This is a genomic window from Nitrosomonas sp. (assembly GCF_024282095.1).
Taxonomy (GTDB): domain Bacteria; phylum Pseudomonadota; class Gammaproteobacteria; order Burkholderiales; family Nitrosomonadaceae; genus Nitrosomonas.
The window spans coordinates 1-23,498 of the sequence record NZ_JAMWZS010000002.1 but is presented as its reverse complement, the minus strand read 5'-3'; the positions used below and the strand labels follow the sequence as shown (position 1 = coordinate 23,498).

The following is a 23,498-nucleotide window of genomic DNA, read 5'->3' as shown; positions in this document are numbered from 1 at the left end:
TTATGGGATTAAATGATCCACAGTGGGGAAAAAATAAAGGTGATTCTGGTCCACCGGATCTGGATGACGTGTTGCGTAATGTCAATAAAAAGATCAATAATATTTTTGGACAAAAAAAAGGTGGCGGGGATGATGAAGGCCCCCGTGATAAAGCTCCGAAGCAGCAAAGTGGCGGTAATATCGTATTAATATTGGGTTTGTTGGTAGTGGTATGGCTGGGCAGTGGATTCTATATTGTGGATGAGGGGCACAGAGGTGTTGTATTGCGTTTCGGTCAATTTGTAGAAACCGCTCCGGCAGGTTTACGTTGGCACCTACCTTATCCCGTTGAGAAAGTGGAAATAGTGAATGTCAGTCAAGTTCGTACGGTTGAAATTGGCTATCGTAACAATGTGAGGAGCAAAGTACTCAGAGAATCATTGATGCTAACTGATGATGAGAACATCATCGATATTCAGTTTGCGGTGCAATATATTTTGAATCATCCGGAGAATTTTCTATTTAAAAATAGGAATTCTGATGATGCAGTTCTGCAGGCTGCAGAAACTGCAATTAGACAAGTCATCGGCAAAAGCAAAATGGATTATGTGCTCTATGAAGGTCGCGAGCAAGTGGCTGCTAAAGCAACGCAGTTAATGCAAAAGATTCTAGATCGCTATGAAATCGGTATCTCTATCAGCAAAGTAACAATGCAAAATGCACAACCGCCGGAACAAGTTCAGGCTGCGTTTGATGATGCAGTGAAGGCCGGACAGGATAGGGAACGGCAAAAAAATGAAGGTCAAGCTTATGCTAATGACGTTATTCCAAGAGCTGTCGGTAATGCAGCCCGATTAATTCAAGAATCTGAAGGGTATAAGCAGCGCGTCATTGTCAGTGCAGAAGGTGATGCCAGACGTTTTGAACAAATCCTGGTTGAATATAGTAAAGCGCCCACAGTGACTCGTGAACGCTTATATTTGGATATGATGCAGCAAGTACTTTCTAATACCAGCAAGATTCTGGTTGATCAGAAGAGCGGCAATAATCTATTGTATTTACCATTGGATAAATTGATTCAAATGACCGGATCCACACCAGCTTCACCGGTAGCTGTGCAATCGTCAGCACAGGAATCAGCGCCTGACAGCAGTATACGAGCACGAGAATCTTTTCGTAGTCGTGAACGGGAGATTAGATAGATGAAAAATTTTACATCAGTACTTTCAGGCATCATTATTGCCGTTTTTTTTCTGGGTAGTTCAGCCATTTATATTGTAGATGAGCGGCAACAGGCAATTCTATTTCAACTGGGTGAAGTGATCGATGTTAAAACTGAACCGGGTTTATATTTCAAAATTCCTTTAGCACAGAATGTACGTTTTTTTGAGAAACGTATTTTGACCATGAACACGGAAGAACCAGAACGTTTTATTACATCAGAAAAGAAGAACGTTTTGGTAGACTTGTTTGTTAAGTGGCGTATTGTTGATGTCAAGCAATATTATATCAGTGTGAGGGGGGATGAAGGTTTGGCACAAACGCGCTTAGCCCAAACCATCAATGCCAGTCTGCGTGACGAATTTGGTAATCGGACTGTGCATGATGTAGTTTCAGGTGAACGCGATGTCATTATGGAGATCATGCGTCAGAAGGCAGATAGTGATGCCCGCTCAATTGGTGTGGAAGTTGTTGATGTGCGCTTAAAACGTGTCGACCTGCCGCAAGAGGTTAGTGAGTCTGTTTATAGACGTATGGAAGCGGAACGAAAAAGAGTGGCCAATGAATTGCGTTCTACCGGTGCAGCTGAATCTGAAAAGATTCGTGCTGATGCTGATAGACAGCGGGAAGTTATTTTGGCAGAAGCTTACCGTGAAGCTCAGAAAACAATGGGTGATGGCGATAGTCAAGCGGCTGCGACTTATGCGGCGGCTTTTCAGAAAGATGCGGAGTTTTATGCTTTCTGGCGTAGTATGGATGCGTATAAACAATCATTCAAGAACAAGGGTGATATGATGGTTCTTGAACCGACTTCCGATTTCTTCAAATATTTGAAGAATCCTGCTGCTGGTAAATGATAATTAAGAACTGACAGAATAAAAGGATATTTACTGTTCAGAGATCCTGTTGGAAATTTTATGCTCATAAAATAGAGAGCTATTTCCGAATCTAGGGTGATCTTGTGAATAGGAATATCACTTTATTTTGCAGTAACTTTTGAAGAGGTTCTGGGAATCGCAGTTACTTTTATACTCGATTACAACAGAACCTCTTAATTTTTGTGCTTATTTTTTGAAAGTGCAATGAGAAATTGATTAATCAGGAGTCGCTGTTATATGTGGGAAACTTTTCTGATTGCAGTTGCATTGATGTTGATTTTAGAAGGAATGCTGCCATTTTTATCTCCCAGCGCTTGGCGAGAAGCATTTAGAAAATTAATCGAAATTAATGATAATCAAATACGTTTTATAGGCCTGACTTCGATGCTGATTGGATTAATGCTGCTTCTTATCGTAAGCTAATTTGCTGTTCTCAATTCTTTTTATTGATGTTTGTCGATCATGACTATGCGTAATTGGTTACTTCCAGAATATGTCGAGGATATATTACCCGTAGAAGCATTTCATATTGAGATAGTGCGTCGGCAAGTCATTGATTTATTGCTGGTGAATGGCTATCAGCAAGTCATTCCGCCCTTGTTAGAGTATGTGGAATCGCTATTGTCCGGTAGTGGCAGTGACATGGATCTGCAAATGTTTAAAGTGATCGATCAACTGAGTGGACGCATGATGGGTTTACGTGCTGACATGACACCACAAGTTGCCAGGATTGATGCGCATTTGCTGAATTGTGCAGGAATAACACGCTTATGTTACGTCAATAGTGTACTGCATACCGTGCCGTCCGGAATAACTCAGACGCGAGAGCCACTGCAGATTGGTGCGGAACTTTATGGTCACTCCGGTTTGGAAAGTGATCTGGAAGTTCAACGGCTCATGTTGCAGTGTTTATCTGTTTCAGGTGTGGGTGAAATTCAGCTGGATCTCGGGCATGTGGCAGTTTTCCGGGGATTGATTAAAGGTGCGGGTATATCGCGAGAACTCGAAACCGAATTATTCTCGGTTTTGCGAGCAAAAGATGTTTCAACGCTACAAGAATTGTGTATAAAGTTGCCAAAACATACTCGTGAAGCATTGATGCTATTACCTGATTTATATGGCGATAAAAAAATTCTGACACATGCCGGTGAACGATTACCGGATTATCCTGAAATAAAGACGGCACTTAATGAACTTAATACCATTGAGGAAGAATTAAAGCCAACTGTCGATAAGATTTCATTCGATTTGGCTGATTTACGTGGGTATCATTATCACACAGGTATTGTTTTTGCTGCTTATGCCAGCGGGTGCTCAAACGCTGTTGCTTTAGGTGGGCGTTATGATGAGATTGGTAAAGCTTTTGGGCGAGCACGACCGGCAACTGGTTTTAGCATGGACCTAAGAGAGTTATCCAAATTGGTGAAGCCCAAAGCATATCCAAAAGGAATACGTGCGCCTTTCCAGAAAAAAGATACAGAGTTAGAAGCTAAGATTGAACAGTTACGTAAAGCAGGACACATAGTCATCATGGAATTGCCAGGACAAAACAATGAATCTTTGAATTGTGACAGGCAGTTAGTATTGCATAATGGACAGTGGATCGTTGCAGAAATCTAATTTTTTAGAAATAGAGTTATTTAGAGATTAAAGATATGACTAAAAATGTTGTAGTCATTGGTACGCAATGGGGTGATGAAGGAAAAGGGAAAATTGTCGACTGGTTAACAGATCATGCGCAAGGCGTGGTGCGTTTTCAAGGGGGACATAATGCGGGTCACACACTGGTTATCGGTAATAAAAAGACCGTATTGCATCTGATTCCATCCGGTATTTTGCGTGATAGCGTGATTTGTTATATTGGCAATGGCGTGGTGATTTCGCCAGGCGCATTGCTGGATGAAATTGACATGCTTGAACAAAATGGTGTTGATGTGAGCGGGCGATTGCGGATTAGTGCGGCCTGTCCTCTAATCTTACCTTGCCACATCGCACTGGATAATGCGCGCGAAACTGCTCGTGGCGTCGGAAAGATTGGAACCACAGGACGTGGCATCGGTCCGGCTTATGAGGATAAAGTGGCTCGGCGTGCGATTCGCCTGCAAGACTTGTTTCATAGGGACCGTTTTGCAGCCAAATTAGGTGAGATGCTGGATTATCATAATTTTGTGTTAAAGCATTATTTTAATCAGCCTATCGTAGATTTTCAGAAAACCATGGATGAAGCACTGATCCAATCCGAGAGGATTAAGCCCATGGTGGCAGATGTGCCTCAACTTTTATTTGATGCGCACAAATCGGGTAAAAACTTGTTGTTCGAAGGTGCGCAGGGTACGCTATTGGATGTCGACCATGGTACCTATCCATTTGTTACATCCAGTAATTGTGTGGCTGGCGCAGCGACATCCGGTAGTGGTGTAGGGCCGCAAATGCTGCATTATGTATTAGGTATCACTAAAGCATACACCACACGAGTCGGCTCCGGTCCGTTTCCAACCGAGTTGGATGATGAGATCGGCAAGCATCTGGCTACACGTGGGAATGAATTTGGATCGACAACAGGGCGTCCTCGTCGTTGTGGCTGGTTTGATGCAGTTGCACTCAAGCGTTCGATTCAAATAAACGGTGTAACGGGACTATGTATTACCAAACTTGATGTACTGGATGGCGTAGAGAGCCTTAATCTGGGGATAGGTTATAAGCTGGACAACGGTAGCAATAGTAATATATTGCCGACAGGTGCTGATGATCTGAGTGGTTGCGAGCCAGTCTACGAGGAGATACCGGGCTGGTTGGAAAATACTGAAGGAATCAGAGAGTTTGATCAACTGCCCAAAGCAGCGCAGAATTACCTAAAACGCTTGGAAGAAGTATGCGAGATTCCGATAGACATGATTTCCACGGGGCCTGATAGAGAAGATACTATTTTATTGCGTCATCCATTTAAGTAGTAACCTATCGTTAAAATGATTTTATGCAGCACTCGCATCGGATACGCATAGTAAATTGGGAAGACGAGGCATCTGCTTTACGAATGATTCGAACAGCGGTTTTTATTCATGAACAACGAGTCCCGGAAGACCTGGAATGGGATGAGTTTGATGCAATCAGTACGCATGTGCTTGCACTTAATGCTGACGGACAGCCCGTAGGAACTGTACGATTGTTACCGGATGGACATATCGGACGTATGGCGGTATTAAAAGAATGGCGTGGGAAGGGAATCGGCAGCGCCATGATGCTAAAAATACTGGAAGAGATAGGTAATCGCGGAATACCCGAAGTCATGCTAAATGCACAGACTACTGCTGTTCGATTCTACGAAAAGTTTGGATTTCAGGCATATGGGAAAGAGTTTATGGATGCGGGAATTGCGCATGTCAAAATGATTCTTCAACGATAGCGATAGCTAACAGACCGCTGAAAAACTTTTTCGAGGCAGCCGATACCAAGCAAAAAAGGTGAGAAAGCGCAGTTTATACGTAATCAATGCACATTTTGCGCCTGTTTTTAACACCACGGCAGCAACGCATATAGTTTTTCAATGGCCTGCCAAATAAGTTTTAATTATTTTCTCTCAGTTTTTCCCCATTCACTCGCTAAGGCCTCAGTGGCTTGTTTCCACTGATTCGTTGCTTGCTCCAGCAACGTTCTAGCCTTTTCAGCCTTTATTCGAGCAATTTCTGCTTCTTCTTCCGCCGCTGATAGCTTTTGTTTGATAGAGGCTACTTTCTTTTCTGCAAACGCTGCATCTTTAGCGAGTGTTTCAGCAGATTGTTTGGCTTGTATCATGCGCTCATAAGTATTGCTGGCATTTTTCTGCAGATGCTCAATGGCTTCTGCACTTGCAAACGGCACGTACAAAATACTCAAAAATAGGGCAAAGCAAATGCTAATGAATAGTCCGATGTTATTATTGAAAATAGTCTTCATCATTGTCCTTAAAATCATTGATGTCGATTGAATTCATCCCAAGAATTCGAATGGTAAGGGAGAAACAAATTTTGAATCCTGTGAAACAAAAACTGCAGTACTGATGCATTTTTCCAATACACTATATGAGTCAGCGTGGAATCTAATGAATGCCATTTTTGAATTTCAGGTAATTGATTCATGTGCAAATAGGGTATTGAATTAAAATCAGTTTGTCAAAAAGCATATGCCTTTGTTTATCATTGGCATGAGCTTGAACAATTTCTTATTAAAAAATGTATCTGGCAGGCTGTTGAGAAACGTTTTCGAGGCAGTCGATACCGGGTAAAAGCAGGCGAGAAAGCACACTTTATGTGTAATCAATGAGCATTTTGAGCCTGTTTTTAACATCGTGGCGGTAACGCAGATAGTTTCTTAACAACCTGCTAAATATTTTCTAATAAGCAGCAAGTTATAAAACGAACATTTATAATGGAATTACGATAACTTAGATGAAGTATAAGTCATTCACAATTAATAGTTGCGATTTATGCGATGGAATAGAAATATTTATGAGAAAAATGAAAATGTTTGTATGGTCTGTGATTAAAGTAAGCGCGTTTCTTTTTTGTGGTTTATGGTTAAGTGGATGGTCATTGTCAGCGCATGCGAGCTGTACAGGGTGCTTATGTCCGGGAGATCCCTGTAATCTTTGTCCACTACCCGCGATGGAAGGCGCACCGTTAAAACCCAATGAACCTGAATTGTGCGCCAGAATAAGAGAAAAAGTTCCACCAACTTCAGCACAGCCCGGATCCAACGAGTATTTCCCGAATCTGGACAAATCGGTCATGGTATGTGTTAACGAAGGAGGGGACGTTATTAGAAACCGGCAGCGTAGCGCAGAGTTTTCAGCACGGTTTTATTGCAAACCGCCTAGTAATCCAAAAAAGCAGTAACTTTGACTATTTATGTGTCAATCTGATCTGAGCTAACATCCATTAGCGGGCTGTTGAAAAATGTTTCAGAGGCAACCGAAACCAGGTAAAAGCAGGTGAATAAGCGGTTTATGCGTAATCAATGAGCATCCTGAGCATGTTTTTAACAACGTAGCGGCAACGCAGATAGTTTTTCAACGCCTGTTAGAAGGGTAATAAGAAATCGAGTGAAAATAAAATTTGATCTTTGTTACCACCAAACGGCCGATAAGCGGCTGTATGATAGGCATCGACCCGATCGTAACGAATATTGGGGCGAATATTTAGCTTCTTTAATAAATCCCATTTAAGTTTCAAGGTCTTGGCTGCCTTCCAGTTTAGCCCTACAGTCACGGAGTAATAATCTGCCGGTGCAATGGTTACGCTGCTGAGGTCGCCCGCATAGCTGACTGCTGTACCATTGACGACATTAGTAGCAGCGGCTATCCGGAACGGGGATGGATTGCGAAAACCGGCCTTGTCGCGATACCATTCGCCCCGAGCACCGATTGCCAGATTATCTGTTAGATCATAGTATAGATGTGCAATCGCACTAAACCATTCCGCATCTTTTGTTACATTGGTGTATTTCGGATTGTTCAACAGAACGCCACCTGCAAGCCCATAAACATGGTGTAGAACTAATAGGGTTTTAGGCGTAATCCTGTGCTGCAAAATAATGTTATAAAATCCCCAGGGTTCACTGCTGCGCGTCGAAATTTCGCCATAGGTGCCGGAGAAATGAAATGAAGTCGCGCGATTATCACTAGTCCACGTAAAACCGGCAAGCCCGCTCCAATTTCCTAATTGTTTGTCCCATCCGCCATCCCATCCGCCATTGGCGCTGCCGGTAAGTGGGCCACCTAAGATTAACCAGTTTTTGTTGACGATATAGTTTGCCAGCATGCCTGTATGGGTGAAGGGTTCGCCAACATTCAGCGTATAAGCGCGCGTATAAAAGAAATTGTCGGGTGCTGGAACGGTTTCAAAGCCCGTCGGGGTATAAAAATGTCCCAGCTTGATGTTAAGTCCATTGCCAATCGGTACATAGGTTTCTAGGTATGCTTGCGGAAGGGCAATACCATACGTCCGCGTGGAAGAGCAACATAAATTGAGATCCCAGTTACTTCTTTTCAGAGGTTCTCCGGAATTCACATCAAACGCTGGCACACCAAAAGCCTGAGTAAATATGGCGTCTGTTCCAAACATAAAATCGAAACGCCCGCCAAAATCCCATACTTTGCCTTCTGAGACGACCGGGCGCCGCATAAACAAATTCAATTGATTGAGTTGAAACCGGTTAGCCTGATCGGCAAAAATAACCGGGCCATTAAAACCATTGGTTTGACTGGGATTAAAGGTCGCCCCGCCGTGAATCCAGCCGCCCAATTCCAACCTGCTATCGTTAAATAATTTTTTAATCCTGGGATGATTGGCATGGAGATTATCCGCATGCGTTGTAAACGCTGTAAAAATTAATACACTGCATGTTATGGCAAATAACAACCATCTTGGAAGCTTCAAGATACATTGCATTCTGGGACTATTCCGGAAGAAGAAAAGCGCGTGTTATGCCAGCATTGGATTTGTTGGGTACTTCATACGACGACTCAAGTATTTTACAGAATAAAATATGCGGGCGTGATTATAGACGCTTTAATGAAACATTCCCATCCGGATGGCGACCGGAGGGTAGTTTCTTTTGCATTCCCGGCAATTTTTGATTGCTTGTTTTTGTTGCAATTTTCTTGCTTTGTGCATGGGACTCTACGGAAAATGGCTTAATTATCTAAGTATTACACGGGAAATGGTTAATGGTTTCCATTAATGAAAAACAATGGTTTTCCCAATATACAGAGCGTACCGGCCGAATTAAGATGATGTCATGCGTTTTATATTTGGAGGGTATTCATTATGAAAGCACTAAAACTTCTAATACCGCTGCTTGCGCTGACTGTATTAGCTGCTTGCGCGCAAATGAGTCCATCTGTGGTTGCTCCGGTAGGGGTTGCCGATAATGATCATGAAGCCTTGGTAAAGCATTACGAGAACTTGGCCAAGGAAGCAAAAATACGACTACAAGAGAACAAAGAAATACTTGAAGACTATGAAGCACGTTCTTATTACTATGGCAGGCAAGGCCTGGATTTGCCATCACATACGTCGGCCAATATTCGTGCACATGAGAGAACATTGAGAGAAAGCCTGAAATATGCTGAACTTCATAGGAAAATGGCAATGGAACAACAGAATAGTCAGATAAATACAGCGGAAATCGATCCGGATGATCGTGATCTTACAACGGAGAACCCCGAGTATTCCGGTAACAAAGAACTTTGAGAATCGATCAAACAACCGTCGAGTGAGATCGGCGGTTGCGGTTTTCAGTTTCTTCGCCTTCCCGCTGATGCGAGATGGCGAGATGGTTAGAAGGGCAGTACGAAATCCAGCGAAAACAGAATCTGATCCTTATGACCGGCAAACGGTCTATAAGCCGCTGTATGGTAAGCATCGACCCTGTCATAACGGATGTTGGGACGAATGCTGAGCTTTTTTATCGCATCCCACTGAAGCTTTAGTGTCTTGGCTGCTTTCCAGTTTAGCCCGACAGTCGCTGCATAATAATCCGCTGGCGTAATGGTTACGCTGCTGAAATTGCCAGCATAACTCACGGGTACGCCATTCACAATGTTGGTGGCTGCTGCGATCCGGAATGGCGATGGATTGCGAAAGCCGTCCCGGTCGCGAAACCACTCTCCCCGGAAGCCTAGCGATACATGCTCGGTAAGATCATAGTATAAATGGGCGACCAGACCCATCCATTGAGCATCTTTGACAACGTTGGTGTGCTTCAGGTTATTCAATAACACGCTGTTAGCGAAACCGTGAACATGGTGAAGAACCAACAGCGTTTTGGGATTAATTTTGTGTTGCAATACCGTATTATACATTCCCCATGCTGCGCTGTTTTGTGCCGAAGTCTCGCCAAAAGTGCCGGTAATATTCAGTGAGGTTGCATGGTTATCGCTGGTCCAGGTGATGCCGCCAATGCCGCCCCAGTTACCTAACTGCCTATTCCATCCGCCGTCCCAGCCGCCAGTGGCGCTACCAGTCACAGCACTGCCGGAAACTGCCCAATTATTGTTAATGGTATAGTTTGCCTGCAAACCGGTGTGCGTAAAGGGCTCACCGGCATTAAAAGAATAAGCACGCGTATAAAAAAAGTTATCTGGTGCCGGCACTGTTTCAAAACCGGTTGGTGAATAAAAATGCCCCATTTTGAGATTGAGTCCATTTTTACCAATCGGCACGTGTGCTTCCAGGTAAGCTTGCGGGAGTGCTATGCCATAGGTGCGCGTGGATGAGCAGCATATATTGAGATCCCAGTTATTTCTTTGGAGAGGTTCACCGGAATGTACATCAAAAGTTGGAACACCAAATGCTTGCGTATAGATGGCATCTGTACCAAACATAAAATCAAAACGCCCGCCAAAATCCCATTTATTGGTTTCAGATACGACCGAGCGCTGCAGGAACAAATTAAATTGATTCAACTGAAAACGGTTGGCTTGATCGGCAAAAGCAACCGGGCCATTAAACCCATTGGTCTGGCTGGGATTAAGCGTTGCGCCCCCATGAATCCAGCCGCCGAATTTTATTCGATTGTCATTAACAAATTTCTTTAAAGTACCTGCAGCATACAGAGTAGCCGAATCGGTAATAAAAATAAGTACACTGCCTATTGTGGCCAATAACAGCCATTTTGAGTATTTCATCTTTGTGTGACGATATGGGTTGGTTTGTAAATGCGCAATGTCCACGACAAGTGGTTGAGCGGATTGTGGCTTTTAGTTCATCAAAACTGGAATGATGTCATTTTCAGAAGACTTGCTAATTCATAGGGTGAATTCTTTTTCTTAATTGCAGATAACATGCTCATTCTCGATAACTAACAGATTCAGTTCCTTGTGTGGCGACATAAAAATGCTGAGGCTGAAGTACAAGCACCCGCTCTCTCAAAACGTTTAGTAGGATTACTCGTTTTAAAAGTTACATGAACCCATCTCATTATTTTGTTTTATTTTACTATTTTATTTTGAGTATTACATCAATCATGAGATTGTGGTGAATTACGATGTTGTCATATCAAAGCAATAAAGATCGGCGTAAATGGTCATCGATTCGTAGTTGATTCGATAACCATTCATCTGACAGGATAAACAGGTATTGCTATCACAGGCCGCTGGACACCCGCAGACAATGGCATAATGCCAGAGGCGGTATTTTTGAATGCCGGTCAGGATGGTAAATAAGTCTGACCAGTGATTGTCTTAACAGCAACAGGCTTGTTAGGCCGTGCGATAGCTCATCAATCAGCGTAACTTGGATCAGCAGTATCTTTCCGGAGGTATGAATTGGGTGATTCCGCTTATTACTAAATCATGACATGAATCAAGAAGAGGAAATTGAGCGGCTAACCATGTTGAGAATATCAGGCAATATCGCAATACCCTTGGCTGAGATCGAAATACAAGCGGTACGCTCACAGGGCTCCGGCGGACAGAATGTCAATAAAGTGTCGACCGCGATTCATTTGCGGTTTGATATCAGGGCTTCATCATTGCCAGAAATATACAAAGAAAGATTACTGAATTTAAAGGATAATCGAATCTCGAATGAAAGTGTCGTTATCATCAAGGCGCAGCGACATCGTAGCCAGATCAAGAACAAAGAAGATGCACTCAACCGGCTGCGGGAAATGATCAAAAGCGTTATTGTCCGGATGAAACCGCGAAAACCCACTCAGCCAACAAAAGCTTCCAAGATAAAACGTTTGGAAGGTAAAGCGATTCAGAGTCGAAGAAAGTCGCTACGGGGTAAGATTGAAGAGGAGTAATTCTGCTGAAACGAATGCGCAACTGTCAGTCATGTTGGCGAGCATGACTTAATATTCTGGAGTATCTACAATTAAAATGAATATCACAACCAACGAAAAAATCATAGCTGCGACCAAACTATGGCTGGAGCGGGCCGTCATTGGTCTCAATCTGTGCCCATTCGCCAAGGCCGTACACGTGAAAAATCAGATAAGCTATGTGGTGAGCAGTGCGACAACGCATGAGGATTTGCTAAAAGACCTCATGCAAGCGCTGGAAATGCTGGCTGAAACACCCGCAGTCAGTGTCGATACAACCCTGCTGGTTCATCCTTATGTGCTCACCGATTTTATCGACTACAACGATTTTCTCGATGTAGTCGATGCTGCGCTGGAGGACATGGACTTGGAAAATGTGTTGCAAGTGGCCAGTTTTCACCCGCAGTATCAATTTGCCGGGACGCAGCCTGACGATATCGAGAACTACACCAATCGATCGCCGTATCCCATGCTGCACTTGTTGCGCGAAGCTAGTATCGTGCAGGCGGTGTCGGCTTTTCCCGAAGCCGGGAAAATATTCGATAAGAATATAGAGACACTGCGTTGTTTGGGGCACACAGGCTGGAATGACTTGGGGCTGGCCAAGGTCAGTCCTCTTTTGGAAAATTAATCTATGCGCAAAGAGATCTAACGGTGACATCGCCAACTTTCTCTTCACTGACCCCTGATTGCGTCATGAACGCGTTGGACAGCCTGGGATGCCATAGCGATGGCCGCCTATTGGCACTTAACAGCTACGAGAATCGCGTCTATCAGGTCGGTATGGAAGACGGTTTGCCGCTGATAGCAAAATTCTACCGGTCGGAGCGCTGGACGGATGAAACCATACTGGAAGAACACGCTTTCGTGCAGGAGTTGGTCGAGCGCGAAATTCCTGTGGTACCTGCATTGGTGTTGGGTGGAAAAACACTCCACACCTTCGAAGGGTTTCGTTTCGCCATTTTTTCCAAACGCGGTGGACGGGCACCTGAATTTGAAGATCGCAACACGCTGGAATGGATGGGGCGCTTTCTGGGTCGCATCCACGCCATTGGCGCACTCAAGCCGTTTCAGCATCGCCCCACACTGGACATAGCGAGCTTTGGTGTAGAACCGCTTGATTTCTTACTGACCAATCATTTTATCCCGATTGATCTCGAGGTTGCCTATCGCAGCGTAGCAGAGCTGGCACTGACGGGTGTGCGTCATTGCTTTGCACGTGCCGGCAGCAATGTGAAAGCGCTACGTCTGCATGGCGATTGCCATGCGGGCAATGTGCTGTGGACGGAAAGCGGTCCGCACTTCGTGGATTTTGACGATAGCCGTATGGGGCCGGCTGTGCAGGATTTGTGGATGTTATTGTCGGGCGAACGTGCAGATATGGTGCGGCAGTTGAATGACGTGTTGGCGGGGTATGAAGATTTTTACGATTTTGATTCAAGTGAGTTGTATCTGATCGAAGCTCTACGTACCTTGCGTCTGATTCATTACGCCGCCTGGCTGGCACAGCGATGGGACGATCCAGCCTTCAAGCAAGCCTTTCCGTGGTTTAATACGCAACGTTATTGGGAAGAACGCATTTTGGAATTACGCGAACAGATCGCGCTAATGGACGAGCCGCCGTTAGGGGCTTATCGGACTTAAGGTCAATCGACTGCGCCAGTGGGATAACGGTTCATATTCCTTCAATTTATTGTTGCATAGATCTACTATGCGCTTCAAAATCGATAAAATCCGCACTCGTTCTTCCACTCGGCTCGCTACGATTGCCCTTAAGTCCGGCAGACTCCTGGGGCTGACTTGATTAATGTTGTGTATGTTTCGTTGGACGCATGGTGAAAAAGCTATTCCCTGAATTTGAGCATCGAGCTCAGCCCGTAATTCCTCCGCATCAGTTCATTATCCGACTGGCTCACAGCGGTATTATCTCACTCGTACTCATAGCACTTTCCTTGCTCATCGGTATGGTCGGCTATCACATCCTTGAAGGACTGAGTTGGATTGATGCATTCCTAAATGCGTCAATGTTACTGGGCGGAATGGGACCTGTAGATACACCAATTACTTTTGGCGGCAAGCTCTTTGCAGGTCTGTATGCGCTTTATTGCGGCCTAACTGTTATCGTTGCCGCTGGCGTTATTCTCGCACCTGTCGTACATCGTATCCTCCACAGGTTCCACATGGAAGGTGGCAATCAAAAATAGATCTGGTCATGAACTATCAAAGCGATATCTCCACTTTGAGGCTAAACGAATATCAATAAAATGTTAAATTGCCGAGTACTGAAGAATCGCTCTCAATGCTTTTTGATGCGGTTGATTGGTCGCAGTTTGTGTTGCCATAAGACTAATTGCGCTTGTTATAGCCATAAAACACAACGTCTTAACATCGTTCCTGATACCTGCCAGGTTGTCATCAATTATGGGTGGGCTGTGCCCAAGAAGACTTTAAACAAATTTATTACAAATAGACCCTATAACCTGCTTTTTTAAAGCATTGGCTATAATTTCATGGAGTTATACTTGTTTCGTCTTATTTTGTTTGGTTGAAAGTCAGAAACAAACTTTTAATTAAATTGTCACTATAGTTAGAGGTGAATCCAATGAAAACAGATAAACAAGTAGGGGCAGGGTGCTATTCATTATTTAATCATTTGCAACGTATCGCTGATTTGCATATTCCAGAGATTGATTATGAAACTGCTATCCAGATTCCTGAAAATTCTTTTCAATTCCATACTGTTGCATTTTTCCATAACTTGCGCTTAGCTGCCCTTGAGAACAATTTCGCCAATCTTTTGACTTGTTGTTATTATGAATCTGAAGATTTTGAACAGTTTCAACGTTTAACACCTTTCCTGTGTTCTAAAAGCCATTTAGTGTGTAGTCATACCTTGCAACCATTTCATCAAGTTGATGAGGAAACGGTGCTTGATTTTTTCATGCGCTTTGCTGCCAATTTCTCTAAAGAAAATGACTTAAGTAAATTTATTCAATTTAAAATTATCCCTTTCATGCACAGTTTTAAAATACACAAGGAAGAGATAACTCATTTGTTTCCCCAGCAGCAGCGAGCAGCAAACCAATTGCTGCATTAACTTAGGCTGGTTGAAAGACTATCTGCGTTGCCGCTGCGGTGTTAAAAACAGGTAAAAAATGCGCATTGATTACGCATAAACTGCGCTTTCTCGCCGGTTTTTGCCTCGAGAGCGTTTTTCAACGGGCCTGCTAACGCTCAAGGATTGCGCTGCCGTCCGGCGCGAAGGGCATGCCGCCGGATCCCTGATACGGTTTTACTTTATTTTGCTTTCCCCTTAATGCTAAATGTTTTCAACAGTCTTCGTGCAATAAGGCGGTAATAAAAAGGGCGCTTCTTTGCTATCCCTTGTTTTTACATTGATTTTGTTTGCAAGCAACTCGTCATCATCAGACTCATCTATTTCATCGCTAGGAATTTTGGACATGGCACTTCTTCAAAGCACATTCTTCAAGATAGATCACCCCGCGCGGTGAAGGTCTCCACTTTTCATCTGGCCGGATTAGGAGTGATTGAATTTTTATTTTATATGGGAAAGCTAGTTTTGCACGCTGATGGAATTGTGGAGTAATGTACTAGTCTAACGTTTCTGTCTCACTACCCATATCGAATATTCACCGGGATTCCTATGAAAAATATGAAATTGACATATCTAGCAATCGTGCTGCTTATGACATTCATAACAAACAGTTCTGTTTGGGCGCGAGGTGGAGGGCATAGTCACAGTCATTTAAGTATTGGCCTAGGTTACTTCGGCCCTGGATTTTATGGTGGTTACGGGTATGGTGGCTATGGCTTCGGTGGGTATGGTTATGGCGGATATGGTTATGGCTATCCTTTTTACTATCCACCTGCTTATGCTTATCCACAAACTGTGATCGTACCGACGTCACCGCCGGTTTATGTACAGCAACCACAGGTACAACCAGCTCAGCCACAAATCAGTTATTGGTACTATTGCCAAAACCCTGAAGGTTACTACCCATACGTAAAAAATTGCCCGGCGGGTTGGCTACAAGTAGCGCCGCAGCCTTCCGGACAATAACGAATAAAGGTAAACATGCTAATAATGAGAAGATTATCCATATTACTGATCGCTTGTATATTGAGCGCCTGTGTAAATCTGCCAACAGGCCCCAGTGTGATGGCATTACCCGGTTCTGGTAAAAGCTTTGATCAGTTTCGTCAAGATGACAGCGAATGCAAAGAATACGCTTATCAACAGATTGAAGGCAATACTCCTCGACAATCCTCCCGGACGAGCGGTGTAGAAGGTGCCGCCATTGGAGCCGGGCTTGGTGCTGCCGCAGGCGCTGCTATAGGTGGTGGAGAGGGTGCTGCCATAGGTGCTGGTTTAGGTCTTTTAGCAGGCGCACTGTTTGGAACAAGCAATGCCACATCTTCAGGAAATATCAGTCAACAAAGATATGACAACAGCTATATTCCTTGCATGTATGCGAAAGGCCATACTGTTCCCGTTTCGGGTAACGTCACCAGGGATCCATCCGCTGTTTATGATGGCCGCAATCGAAGAATTTCAACGCCGCCAGCGAGCTCTACTCTACCACCACCCCCGCCCCCGCCCCCGCCGGGTAATCCACCGCCACCACCGCCTACTCGATAATTTTTTCAGTGGCTTGTGAGGTTTTTAGATAACAAGTCGATGATTATTAATACTTCTTGGTGTGTATTCAGGAAACCATGAGGTGATACCTCTTTGTTGGGCAATTATGATCAGCGATAAGGCACATAACTGATGTACGAAACTGGCATCTTCTACATTGATTCCATAAATTCTTTAAGCACGGCCGCATGATTAATATCCTCGCTTTTAGCTGCATATACCAAGGCTACATTCTTATGTTCGATTAATAAGTTTGAAATAATTGCTGCAGCAGGATTTTGTGTAAGTTCTGCAACATAGTGAGTGCGAAATTCAAGGAATTTTTCTGGATCATGCCCAAACCACTTACGTAATTCCGACGAAGGTGCAATCTCTTTTAGCCACAAATCAATTGCTGCTTGTTCTTTAGTCAATCCTCGAGGCCACAATCTATCCACCAAGATCCTGTATTCATCTTTCGCAGCCTTTTCGTATACCCGTTTAATTTTGATAGCGCTCATGGTATTTGTAGAACATGGCAATGATTTTTGATCATTCTCAACCCATTTCACTGCTCGCAAAAGTGGATTTCAAAACTGTATCGGTGCTCTAATATGCACTGATTTGACGTAGGGAAGTCGAGCCGGATACGGTGGTTCCATATGTCCGGTTTCCGCGAAGATTGGGTCAGAACAACCTGGTATATGCCTTGTGGGCTCCAAATGCATTATCAGTAGAAGCTGTTATAACTGCCGCTAAAGAGAATTAAACAGAACATAACTGTAAAAAAGAATTAAACAGAACGTGACTGTAAAATAAATAGTAATTGCATAAACTTCAAATAACTGAGGTTTTTTTAATAGGTCTCTGATCTTCATAAATTTTACTCCTTGTAATCATTTGCGTTGTTTTCCTTGACCGCATATTTTTGTTCAAATGCCCCCGCTGATGCTTTTTGTTCCCTTGCAATGATTTGCTTGATTACAAAAACGGGGGCACGATCTTTATCAGGTTTAACCCGAACTATTATTCCGTACTACTTGAGGATGATTAAGACCATTCGTTTCTAGCTTGGCAACCTGATTTATGCCTTGTAGGCCCCATACTGCATTATCAGTAGATGGCGCTATGACTGCCGCCAAATAAAACGTAATGGTATAAAGGATAGTGATTGCATAAACTACAAATAACTGGGGTGATTTAAATAACTCTTTGGTTTCCATAAGTTCTACTCCTTGTAGTACATTTGTTGATTATTTATACAAGTAGTAAAGAATGTGCATCTGACTTGTAAAAATAACCCTATTAATGAAACGCTCTCTCAGGTTGACAATAAGATCCTTCATTGACCAACCGGAAGTATCTCACTTTAAGTGAATAAGAACGCGCTAATTAAGGTTAATATAAATATTAGTCTTTTAGTTACAATAAATAACCATAATTTCTTTGCGGCATCTAATATAAATATCTCACCTTGGAAGAGATAATATAGAGAGAGTGGATCGGAGGGAAGTACCAAAAAATGAAACATTTCGTTTCCATATTAGATACAATTGCATCATGCAAGATCTTAACCTTTTCATCATTTTTGCACGCGTCGTGGAAGCAGGCAGTTTTGCGGAAGCGGCGCGTCGTATGGATATCTCTCGTGCAGCGGTCAGTAAAGCCGTCGCTAAACTTGAGAAGAATCTGAGTACACGATTACTTCTCCGCAGTACTCGACATCTTAGTTTGACGGAGACAGGTATCGCGCTTTCAGAGCATGTAGCACGTATCCTGGCAGAGGCTGAACATGCCGAGCAAGTAGTGAGTAGCCTTCATGCTGAACCGCGCGGAACACTGAAAGTGAGTGTGCCCAGCTCTTTTGGCACGCGCCATGTCGCTCCTGCACTTCCTTGTTTTCTTGCTCGTTACCCTAAAATAAAAGTTGATTTGACCATTACCGATCGTCCAGGTGACTTGATCGAAGAAGGATATGATGTGCAAATTCGTGTGACAAACGAGCCTGATCCCAATCTAGTAGCTCGTAAGATTGCGCCTGTGCGCCGCATATTGTGTGCAACCCCGCAGTACTTCCAACAATGGGGGGTGCCGCAAACACCAGAAGATCTGGTGAAACATAACTGTCTCGATTGTGCGCTCTCGGCTGAACAAGGCTACTGGCGCTTCATCGGGCCGGGAGGCAAGATCAAGGTTCCAGTAACAGGGACCTTGCGTATCAATGATAATGACGCGCTTGCACAAGCAGCTCTCCATGGATTAGGAATCGCTTTGTTGCCCACCTATACTATTGGCATGGAATTGCAAAAAGGCCGGCTTCAGGCGGCGCTTCCAGAATACCTATCGGTAGAGCGTCATATTTATGCGTGCTATCTTCCAAGTAGACATTTGCCGAAAAAGATAAGCTCTTTTATTAATTTCCTGACAGAACACGTCGGTGATATGCCTTACTGGGATCAATCTTTAAAATAGGTCTGGCTTCAGACCTAATGCTTATGAAACGTAATTAATAGCTATTTACATGAAGTGGTACCGCAAAACTGTACAGGTTGTTAAGCTCTGCTATGGACAATCCGAGGATCATAATCATGAGCAAGAAACGCACACAATATTCCAGTGAATTCAAGGCGAAAGTAGCGCTGGCGGCGATACGGGGAGATGAAACCATTGCGCAACTGGCAGCACGTTATGGGATACATCCCACGCAGATCAATAGCTGGAAACGGCAACTCATAGAACAAGCGGCCGAGTTGTTTTCCAAGAACAACAGTGCTGGCAAAGCAAGCGGACAAACCACAGACGATTTACATCGTGTCATAGGGCAACTGACGGTAGAACGCGATTTTTTAGCCAGAAAGCTCGATCATTAAGCACAACGGAACGCAAGATGATGATTGAGCTTAACGACAAACCAAGTCGTGTTCGCCAATGCCACTTACTAGGTTTGGCGCGCTCGACTTATTATTATCAGCCACAACCAGCTACTGACGCGGAACTGACTTTGCTACGAAAAATGGATGAGCAATACCTAAAAACACCGCAATATGGATCACGCAGCTACGCCACGTGGTTTTTGCGTCAGGGAATACTGATCGGTCGCAAGAAAGCAGCATCCATGATGAAGACTCTGGGCATTATCAGCACCGCGCCCAAACCGGGAACCAGTATTCCAGCCAAACAACACAAAATATATCCTTATCTGCTCAAAGGTAAGGTAATCAATCGACCCAATCAAGTCTGGGCTGCTGATATTACCTATGTACCGATGGAGAAAGGCTTTGGCTATTTGGTTGCCATCATGGACTGGCATTCCCGTAAAGTACTGAGCTGGCGCTTATCCAACACGATGAATGCGGATTTCTGCGTTCAGGCATTGGAGGCTGCTATTCAAGATCACGGCTGTCCGCAGATATTCAATACCGATCAGGGTGCTCAATTCACCAGCGAAGCATGGATTGCTGTTTTGAGAAATCACGATGTTCAGGTCAGCATGGATGGAAAGGGTTGTTATCAGGATAATATTTTTGTTGAACGGCTATGGCGTACAGTAAAGTATGAGTTCTTATACACCAGGGCATTTAGTGACTTAAAGGAGGTAAGGAAAAGTTTGACTCAGTGGTTTGACTGGTACAATCAGGAACGTTTTCATCAAAGTCTTGATAACCAAACTCCCAATGAGGTTTACTATCAATTTCAAGCAATTCATCAGGCTGCCTGAGCTTGATTAACTACCCATGGCAGAGCTTAATTCTACTTTCAGGTTGTACAGTTGTAGGGGACCACTTCACAGATTTTTGGTAAGAAGCTAAGAATGTCCTGTTTATCAATACAAAGTAGCCATAGTCACATTACCAAGCAGAATGTTTCTTAATAGTTTTCCTTAGAAAAGAACAATAGTTTCCCCAATATCCATGGCTCTATTGACTCAGATAATATGCTCCCATGTCGTTCTACTTGGAGTTACTATCATGAGCATAAAACTGAGAAAATATCTTGTGGTTTTACCTTTGCTTTCTCTATTGGTCGCGTGTGCACAACTGGGTCCACTAGAAGCACAAATTGATGATGGTAGAAAGCTGGCACAGAATGCAAAAACTTATAGCGATCATGATAAGTTGGCTAATTACTATGACGATGTAGCCAAAGAAATGGCCACAAAAGCTGCAGAAAAAAAGAGAGCCTTGCAACACTATGAAGATAAAAGCCAATACTATGGGCGAGGAGGGCAGGATTTCCAATCACATGCCACGGGCAATTTACGTTATTATGAGCAAGCTGCACAAGAAGCACAAAAACAGGCTCATTTTCATCGAAAGATAGCGGCAGAATTAATGCGACGCGAATATGCCAAGCCGACAGAAATTCCTGATCAACAAGGCAACCGTACAATCAAGACTAAGCAAGATTCGAACTCAAACAACTTGTGAAACGCCTAGAAATCCAATGAAGATAAGGATCTTGGTTTTATAGGTAATAAGAATCCAGTAAGAATTATTTGATTCCCAACACCACCTCTTCAAAGCGCCCTCGGTTTTCTGACCCTGGGCGTTTTGCTTTCCCTGCAGTGACTTTTACAAAAAAAGCATTCGTAGACCGCACAAGTTAGTTGCTTCATTCTATCTAAATAATCATAAATTCTTCTATAAAGTGGAATGCGTCTCTAATAGTTTCTCTTATTAAAGAATAATGGTTTTCCCGGTATGCGCCATTGTCTTGACTGAGATAAGGTACGATCCACTTTGAAAAGAGAATTTAGAAAAATGAACCATACAGCAAAAAAAAATAATCAAACGCTATACATTTGGACAGGGACTCTGTTTTCGATTCTATTGAATTTGAGTAGTGTACATGCGAATAACATGACAAACCTGTTCAAGGAAAGTGGTTTGGAATTGGGTGGTTGGATCAACGGTGGCGCGACATACAATGCCAATAATCCTTCGGACGGTTTCAATGGTGCCGTTACGTTTGCGGATCGCGCCAATCGATTTCAGTTAAATCAGCTCAATCTATTTTTACAGCGTAACGTGGAATCGGAAGGCAAAAAATGGGATATTGGCGGTCGTTTCGACTTCTTATTTGGAACAGATGCCATCTATGCACAGGCTTTTGGTATATCAGCCTTCGATGAGAATACCGGTGAACCATCGGACAGGGGTAACTGGGATCTCAATTTGTGTTGTAAATCGACCCGTACTTATGGGATTGCACTTCCTCAAGCCTACCTTGAAACTTACCTGCCGGTCGGAAATGGTCTCAATATTAAAGCCGGTCATTTTTATTCACCGCTGGGCTATGAAACTGTCCCTGCTCCCGATAACTTCTTTTACACCCGCGCTTATATTCTTAACAGTGGCGAACCGTTCACGCACACAGGTTTCTTAGGCAGTTATACAATCAATCAAAATTGGGCAGTTCAAGGTGGCGCAACCACGGGCAGCGCGACCGGAGGCTGGGATGGCGGTTTTGATAAACAATTAGATAACTGGGGAGGATTAGCCAATATTCGCTGGAACAGTAATGATCAAAAAACCTCGGTAGCACTGGGTGGAACGTACGGACAAACAGCAGTCAATGAACCCTGGATAATGTACAGCACTGTCCTGCAACATTGGATCACACCCAAGACTCATTGGGTCTTGCACCATACTCATGGCTGGGCAAGCAACATTAACCTGCCCGGAGGAATTCAAAATGCAGCCTGGTATAGCATCAATACGCACCTGACATATGATCTTTTCCGTGATTTATCCATAGGCATACGTGCTGAACGATTTCACGACCGGAATGGCTGGCGTGTTTTCTCACCCTACCGGATACTTTCGGCTCTGAATAACAAAGGGGTTAGCTATGCAGGCAACATACCATTTATCAGTGCACCTGCAGATTATTACGCAGTCACGCTGGGCATCAACTGGAAACCAGCTAAGAGATTGAAAATTGACTGGAAACCGATGCGCAATATCAGTATCCGTAAAAACATTCGCTACGACAGGGCAGACGGCATCGATATGGCATTCCGCCCGTTTGATGGCAGAAAGGATCAATTTCTGTTCTCGCTGGATGCTACGATTCCTTTCTAATTCAAGTCAATAAGATTGGCGATAGTCTGATAAGCCCGCTTGGATTTTAGAATGGCGGATAACTACCTTGAGTTACACAGTACAAGTGGATGGTATGCTATTGAAATGACAATCTAGCAGTCTTGTAGAGGCCACGGTAAATTACCATTCTTGACGAAACAGGACAGGGAATAAAAAAATGAAAAGCTGGTGCGTAAATCCGCCGCCTCAGCTTCGCAATGAACCGCAATACGGGTTCACTGCGTTTTAATTAAAAGCGGACAATTTATTTGCCACAAAAACGAACATTCCTATTTGTTGTTAACAGTTCAGTTGCTTTATGGGGTCTACGAAAAATTTACCGCCGTGGCTACAAATATCAGAAAGCGGGTGTGATGTTGTCTGAACAGGTACCCAGGCAATACCGGCAACTGGATCTCTTTGGTTCGGTATCAGCAGCAGATAATCAATCTGGCAAATTAATGAACATCATGGGTCAAATCAATGCTCGTATGGGTCGAGGCACTTTAAAATTGGCATCCGAAGGTTTTAGGCAGTCCTGGAAGATGAAGCAGGGTAACAAGAGTCCTAATTACAATACGAACTGGGAAGAGTTGGTCTGTGTGTTATGAAATAATTAAACTATTAGGGAAGTGAAGGGTTTTGAGATAAAAACTAAATGATCAAAATTTGTTAAATAAATTTGCTCCGTGCGCCCTGCACCTATTCTCGCGGCAAGACTATGGGGGATCACAAGTTGAATCAAAATTTATTTGATGGGGTAATTGATGGTAATTTAACTGTCATACGCTTGCAGCCAGCATGAATCATAGATCCATGGCGGAGAAGGCGGGATTCGAACCCGCGGTACGGTTTGAGCCGTACACACGCTTTCCAGGCGTGCACCTTAAGCCG

General features: G+C 43.7%; 25 protein-coding genes. 19 read left to right on the top strand and 6 right to left on the bottom strand.

From position 1 onward, the window contains the following. Positions 1-2 precede the first annotated feature (2 nt). The 6 genes from hflK to Q0K92_RS00970 all read left to right on the top strand — a co-directional run bounded on the left by hflK (position 3) and on the right by Q0K92_RS00970 (position 5,481). Positions 3-1,181: an FtsH protease activity modulator HflK gene (gene hflK / locus Q0K92_RS00995; protein ID WP_297323935.1), complete on the top strand. Its 1,179-nt coding sequence runs from the start codon at positions 3-5 to the stop codon at positions 1,179-1,181. After that, positions 1,182-2,057, top strand: a complete 876-nt coding sequence (gene hflC / locus Q0K92_RS00990) for a protease modulator HflC (protein WP_297323934.1) — start codon at positions 1,182-1,184, stop codon at positions 2,055-2,057. Between the two features lie 258 nt (positions 2,058-2,315). Then, entirely contained in the window at positions 2,316-2,501 is a 186-nt protein-coding gene (locus tag Q0K92_RS00985; RefSeq protein ID WP_297323933.1) for a DUF2065 domain-containing protein, read from the top strand. Positions 2,502-2,546: 45 nt separating this feature from the next. After that, positions 2,547-3,698 carry an ATP phosphoribosyltransferase regulatory subunit gene (locus tag Q0K92_RS00980; RefSeq protein WP_297324032.1) on the top strand — a complete coding sequence of 384 codons (1,152 nt, stop codon included), beginning with the start codon at positions 2,547-2,549 and terminating at the stop codon, positions 3,696-3,698. A 35-nt stretch (positions 3,699-3,733) separates the two neighbouring features. Next, complete coding sequence (locus tag Q0K92_RS00975) at positions 3,734-5,029, top strand: adenylosuccinate synthase (RefSeq protein WP_297323932.1); 1,296 nt, start codon at positions 3,734-3,736, stop codon at positions 5,027-5,029. Between the two features lie 83 nt (positions 5,030-5,112). After that, a complete protein-coding gene (locus Q0K92_RS00970; RefSeq protein ID WP_297323931.1) occupies positions 5,113-5,481 on the top strand; it encodes a GNAT family N-acetyltransferase in 369 nt (122 codons plus the stop codon). A gap of 164 nt (positions 5,482-5,645) precedes the next feature. Here Q0K92_RS00970 and Q0K92_RS00965 read toward each other — a convergent pair whose 3' ends face one another. Both Q0K92_RS00965 and Q0K92_RS00960 read right to left on the bottom strand, forming a co-directional pair. Continuing rightward, on the bottom strand, positions 5,646-6,014 hold the full coding sequence (locus tag Q0K92_RS00965; RefSeq protein WP_297323930.1) for a hypothetical protein: 369 nt from the start codon (positions 6,012-6,014) through the stop codon (positions 5,646-5,648). A 1,118-nt stretch (positions 6,015-7,132) separates the two neighbouring features. Continuing rightward, on the bottom strand, positions 7,133-8,503 hold the full coding sequence (locus tag Q0K92_RS00960) for a porin (protein ID WP_297323929.1): 1,371 nt from the start codon (positions 8,501-8,503) through the stop codon (positions 7,133-7,135). 378 nt (positions 8,504-8,881) lie between these two features. Between Q0K92_RS00960 and Q0K92_RS00955 the strand changes: the two genes are divergently transcribed. Further along, on the top strand, positions 8,882-9,307 hold the full coding sequence (locus tag Q0K92_RS00955) for a hypothetical protein (protein WP_297323928.1): 426 nt from the start codon (positions 8,882-8,884) through the stop codon (positions 9,305-9,307). Between the two features lie 86 nt (positions 9,308-9,393). Here the strand turns inward: Q0K92_RS00955 and Q0K92_RS00950 are convergent, their stop codons facing one another. Further along, positions 9,394-10,743 carry a porin gene (locus tag Q0K92_RS00950; protein ID WP_297323927.1) on the bottom strand — a complete coding sequence of 450 codons (1,350 nt, stop codon included), beginning with the start codon at positions 10,741-10,743 and terminating at the stop codon, positions 9,394-9,396. Between the two features lie 704 nt (positions 10,744-11,447). On the opposite strand from Q0K92_RS00950, the gene arfB reads away from it, so the two are divergent. The 5 genes from arfB (at position 11,448) to Q0K92_RS00925 (ending at position 14,979) form a co-directional block, all read left to right on the top strand. Then, the gene (gene arfB / locus Q0K92_RS00945; RefSeq protein WP_297324031.1) at positions 11,448-11,864 is read left to right on the top strand and encodes an alternative ribosome rescue aminoacyl-tRNA hydrolase ArfB; all 417 of its coding nucleotides are present in this window, start codon (positions 11,448-11,450) and stop codon (positions 11,862-11,864) included. Between the two features lie 76 nt (positions 11,865-11,940). Continuing rightward, positions 11,941-12,513 carry a DUF1415 domain-containing protein gene (locus tag Q0K92_RS00940; RefSeq protein ID WP_297323926.1) on the top strand — a complete coding sequence of 191 codons (573 nt, stop codon included), beginning with the start codon at positions 11,941-11,943 and terminating at the stop codon, positions 12,511-12,513. A gap of 23 nt (positions 12,514-12,536) precedes the next feature. Next, the gene (locus Q0K92_RS00935; protein WP_297323925.1) at positions 12,537-13,526 is read left to right on the top strand and encodes a serine/threonine protein kinase; all 990 of its coding nucleotides are present in this window, start codon (positions 12,537-12,539) and stop codon (positions 13,524-13,526) included. 191 nt (positions 13,527-13,717) lie between these two features. Continuing rightward, entirely contained in the window at positions 13,718-14,086 is a 369-nt protein-coding gene (locus Q0K92_RS00930; protein WP_297323924.1) for a hypothetical protein, read from the top strand. Positions 14,087-14,484: 398 nt separating this feature from the next. Then, positions 14,485-14,979 carry a hypothetical protein gene (locus Q0K92_RS00925; RefSeq protein ID WP_297323923.1) on the top strand — a complete coding sequence of 165 codons (495 nt, stop codon included), beginning with the start codon at positions 14,485-14,487 and terminating at the stop codon, positions 14,977-14,979. 222 nt (positions 14,980-15,201) lie between these two features. Here the strand turns inward: Q0K92_RS00925 and Q0K92_RS00920 are convergent, their stop codons facing one another. Beyond that, positions 15,202-15,345 (bottom strand): hypothetical protein, encoded by a 144-nt coding sequence (locus Q0K92_RS00920; RefSeq protein WP_297323922.1) that lies wholly within the window; start codon positions 15,343-15,345, stop codon positions 15,202-15,204. A 201-nt stretch (positions 15,346-15,546) separates the two neighbouring features. On the opposite strand from Q0K92_RS00920, the gene Q0K92_RS00915 reads away from it, so the two are divergent. Continuing rightward, positions 15,547-15,963: a hypothetical protein gene (locus Q0K92_RS00915; RefSeq protein WP_297323921.1), complete on the top strand. Its 417-nt coding sequence runs from the start codon at positions 15,547-15,549 to the stop codon at positions 15,961-15,963. A 15-nt stretch (positions 15,964-15,978) separates the two neighbouring features. Continuing rightward, positions 15,979-16,542, top strand: coding sequence for a YMGG-like glycine zipper-containing protein (locus Q0K92_RS00910; protein WP_297323920.1), 564 nt, complete (start codon positions 15,979-15,981; stop codon positions 16,540-16,542). A gap of 152 nt (positions 16,543-16,694) precedes the next feature. Here Q0K92_RS00910 and Q0K92_RS00905 read toward each other — a convergent pair whose 3' ends face one another. Both Q0K92_RS00905 and Q0K92_RS00900 read right to left on the bottom strand, forming a co-directional pair. Then, positions 16,695-17,093 carry a DUF488 domain-containing protein gene (locus Q0K92_RS00905; RefSeq protein WP_366083864.1) on the bottom strand — a complete coding sequence of 133 codons (399 nt, stop codon included), beginning with the start codon at positions 17,091-17,093 and terminating at the stop codon, positions 16,695-16,697. 441 nt (positions 17,094-17,534) lie between these two features. Further along, positions 17,535-17,744, bottom strand: coding sequence for a hypothetical protein (locus Q0K92_RS00900; protein WP_297323919.1), 210 nt, complete (start codon positions 17,742-17,744; stop codon positions 17,535-17,537). Positions 17,745-18,081: 337 nt separating this feature from the next. Here Q0K92_RS00900 and Q0K92_RS00895 point away from each other — a divergent pair, with 337 nt between their 5' ends. The 5 genes from Q0K92_RS00895 (at position 18,082) to Q0K92_RS00875 (ending at position 23,215) form a co-directional block, all read left to right on the top strand. Further along, a complete protein-coding gene (locus tag Q0K92_RS00895) occupies positions 18,082-18,993 on the top strand; it encodes a LysR family transcriptional regulator (RefSeq protein WP_297323918.1) in 912 nt (303 codons plus the stop codon). 113 nt (positions 18,994-19,106) lie between these two features. Beyond that, a protein-coding gene (locus Q0K92_RS00890) for an IS3 family transposase (RefSeq protein ID WP_297324029.1) occupies positions 19,107-20,239 on the top strand; the annotation gives its coding sequence in 2 pieces (ribosomal slippage) (positions 19,107-19,377 and positions 19,377-20,239; 1,134 coding nt in all). Between the two features lie 250 nt (positions 20,240-20,489). Next, a complete protein-coding gene (locus Q0K92_RS00885) occupies positions 20,490-20,948 on the top strand; it encodes a hypothetical protein (protein ID WP_297323917.1) in 459 nt (152 codons plus the stop codon). A 333-nt stretch (positions 20,949-21,281) separates the two neighbouring features. Then, positions 21,282-22,604, top strand: coding sequence for a porin (locus tag Q0K92_RS00880; RefSeq protein WP_297323916.1), 1,323 nt, complete (start codon positions 21,282-21,284; stop codon positions 22,602-22,604). A gap of 269 nt (positions 22,605-22,873) precedes the next feature. Beyond that, positions 22,874-23,215, top strand: a complete 342-nt coding sequence (locus tag Q0K92_RS00875) for a DUF4113 domain-containing protein (RefSeq protein WP_297323915.1) — start codon at positions 22,874-22,876, stop codon at positions 23,213-23,215. Positions 23,216-23,498: the final 283 nt, after the last annotated feature.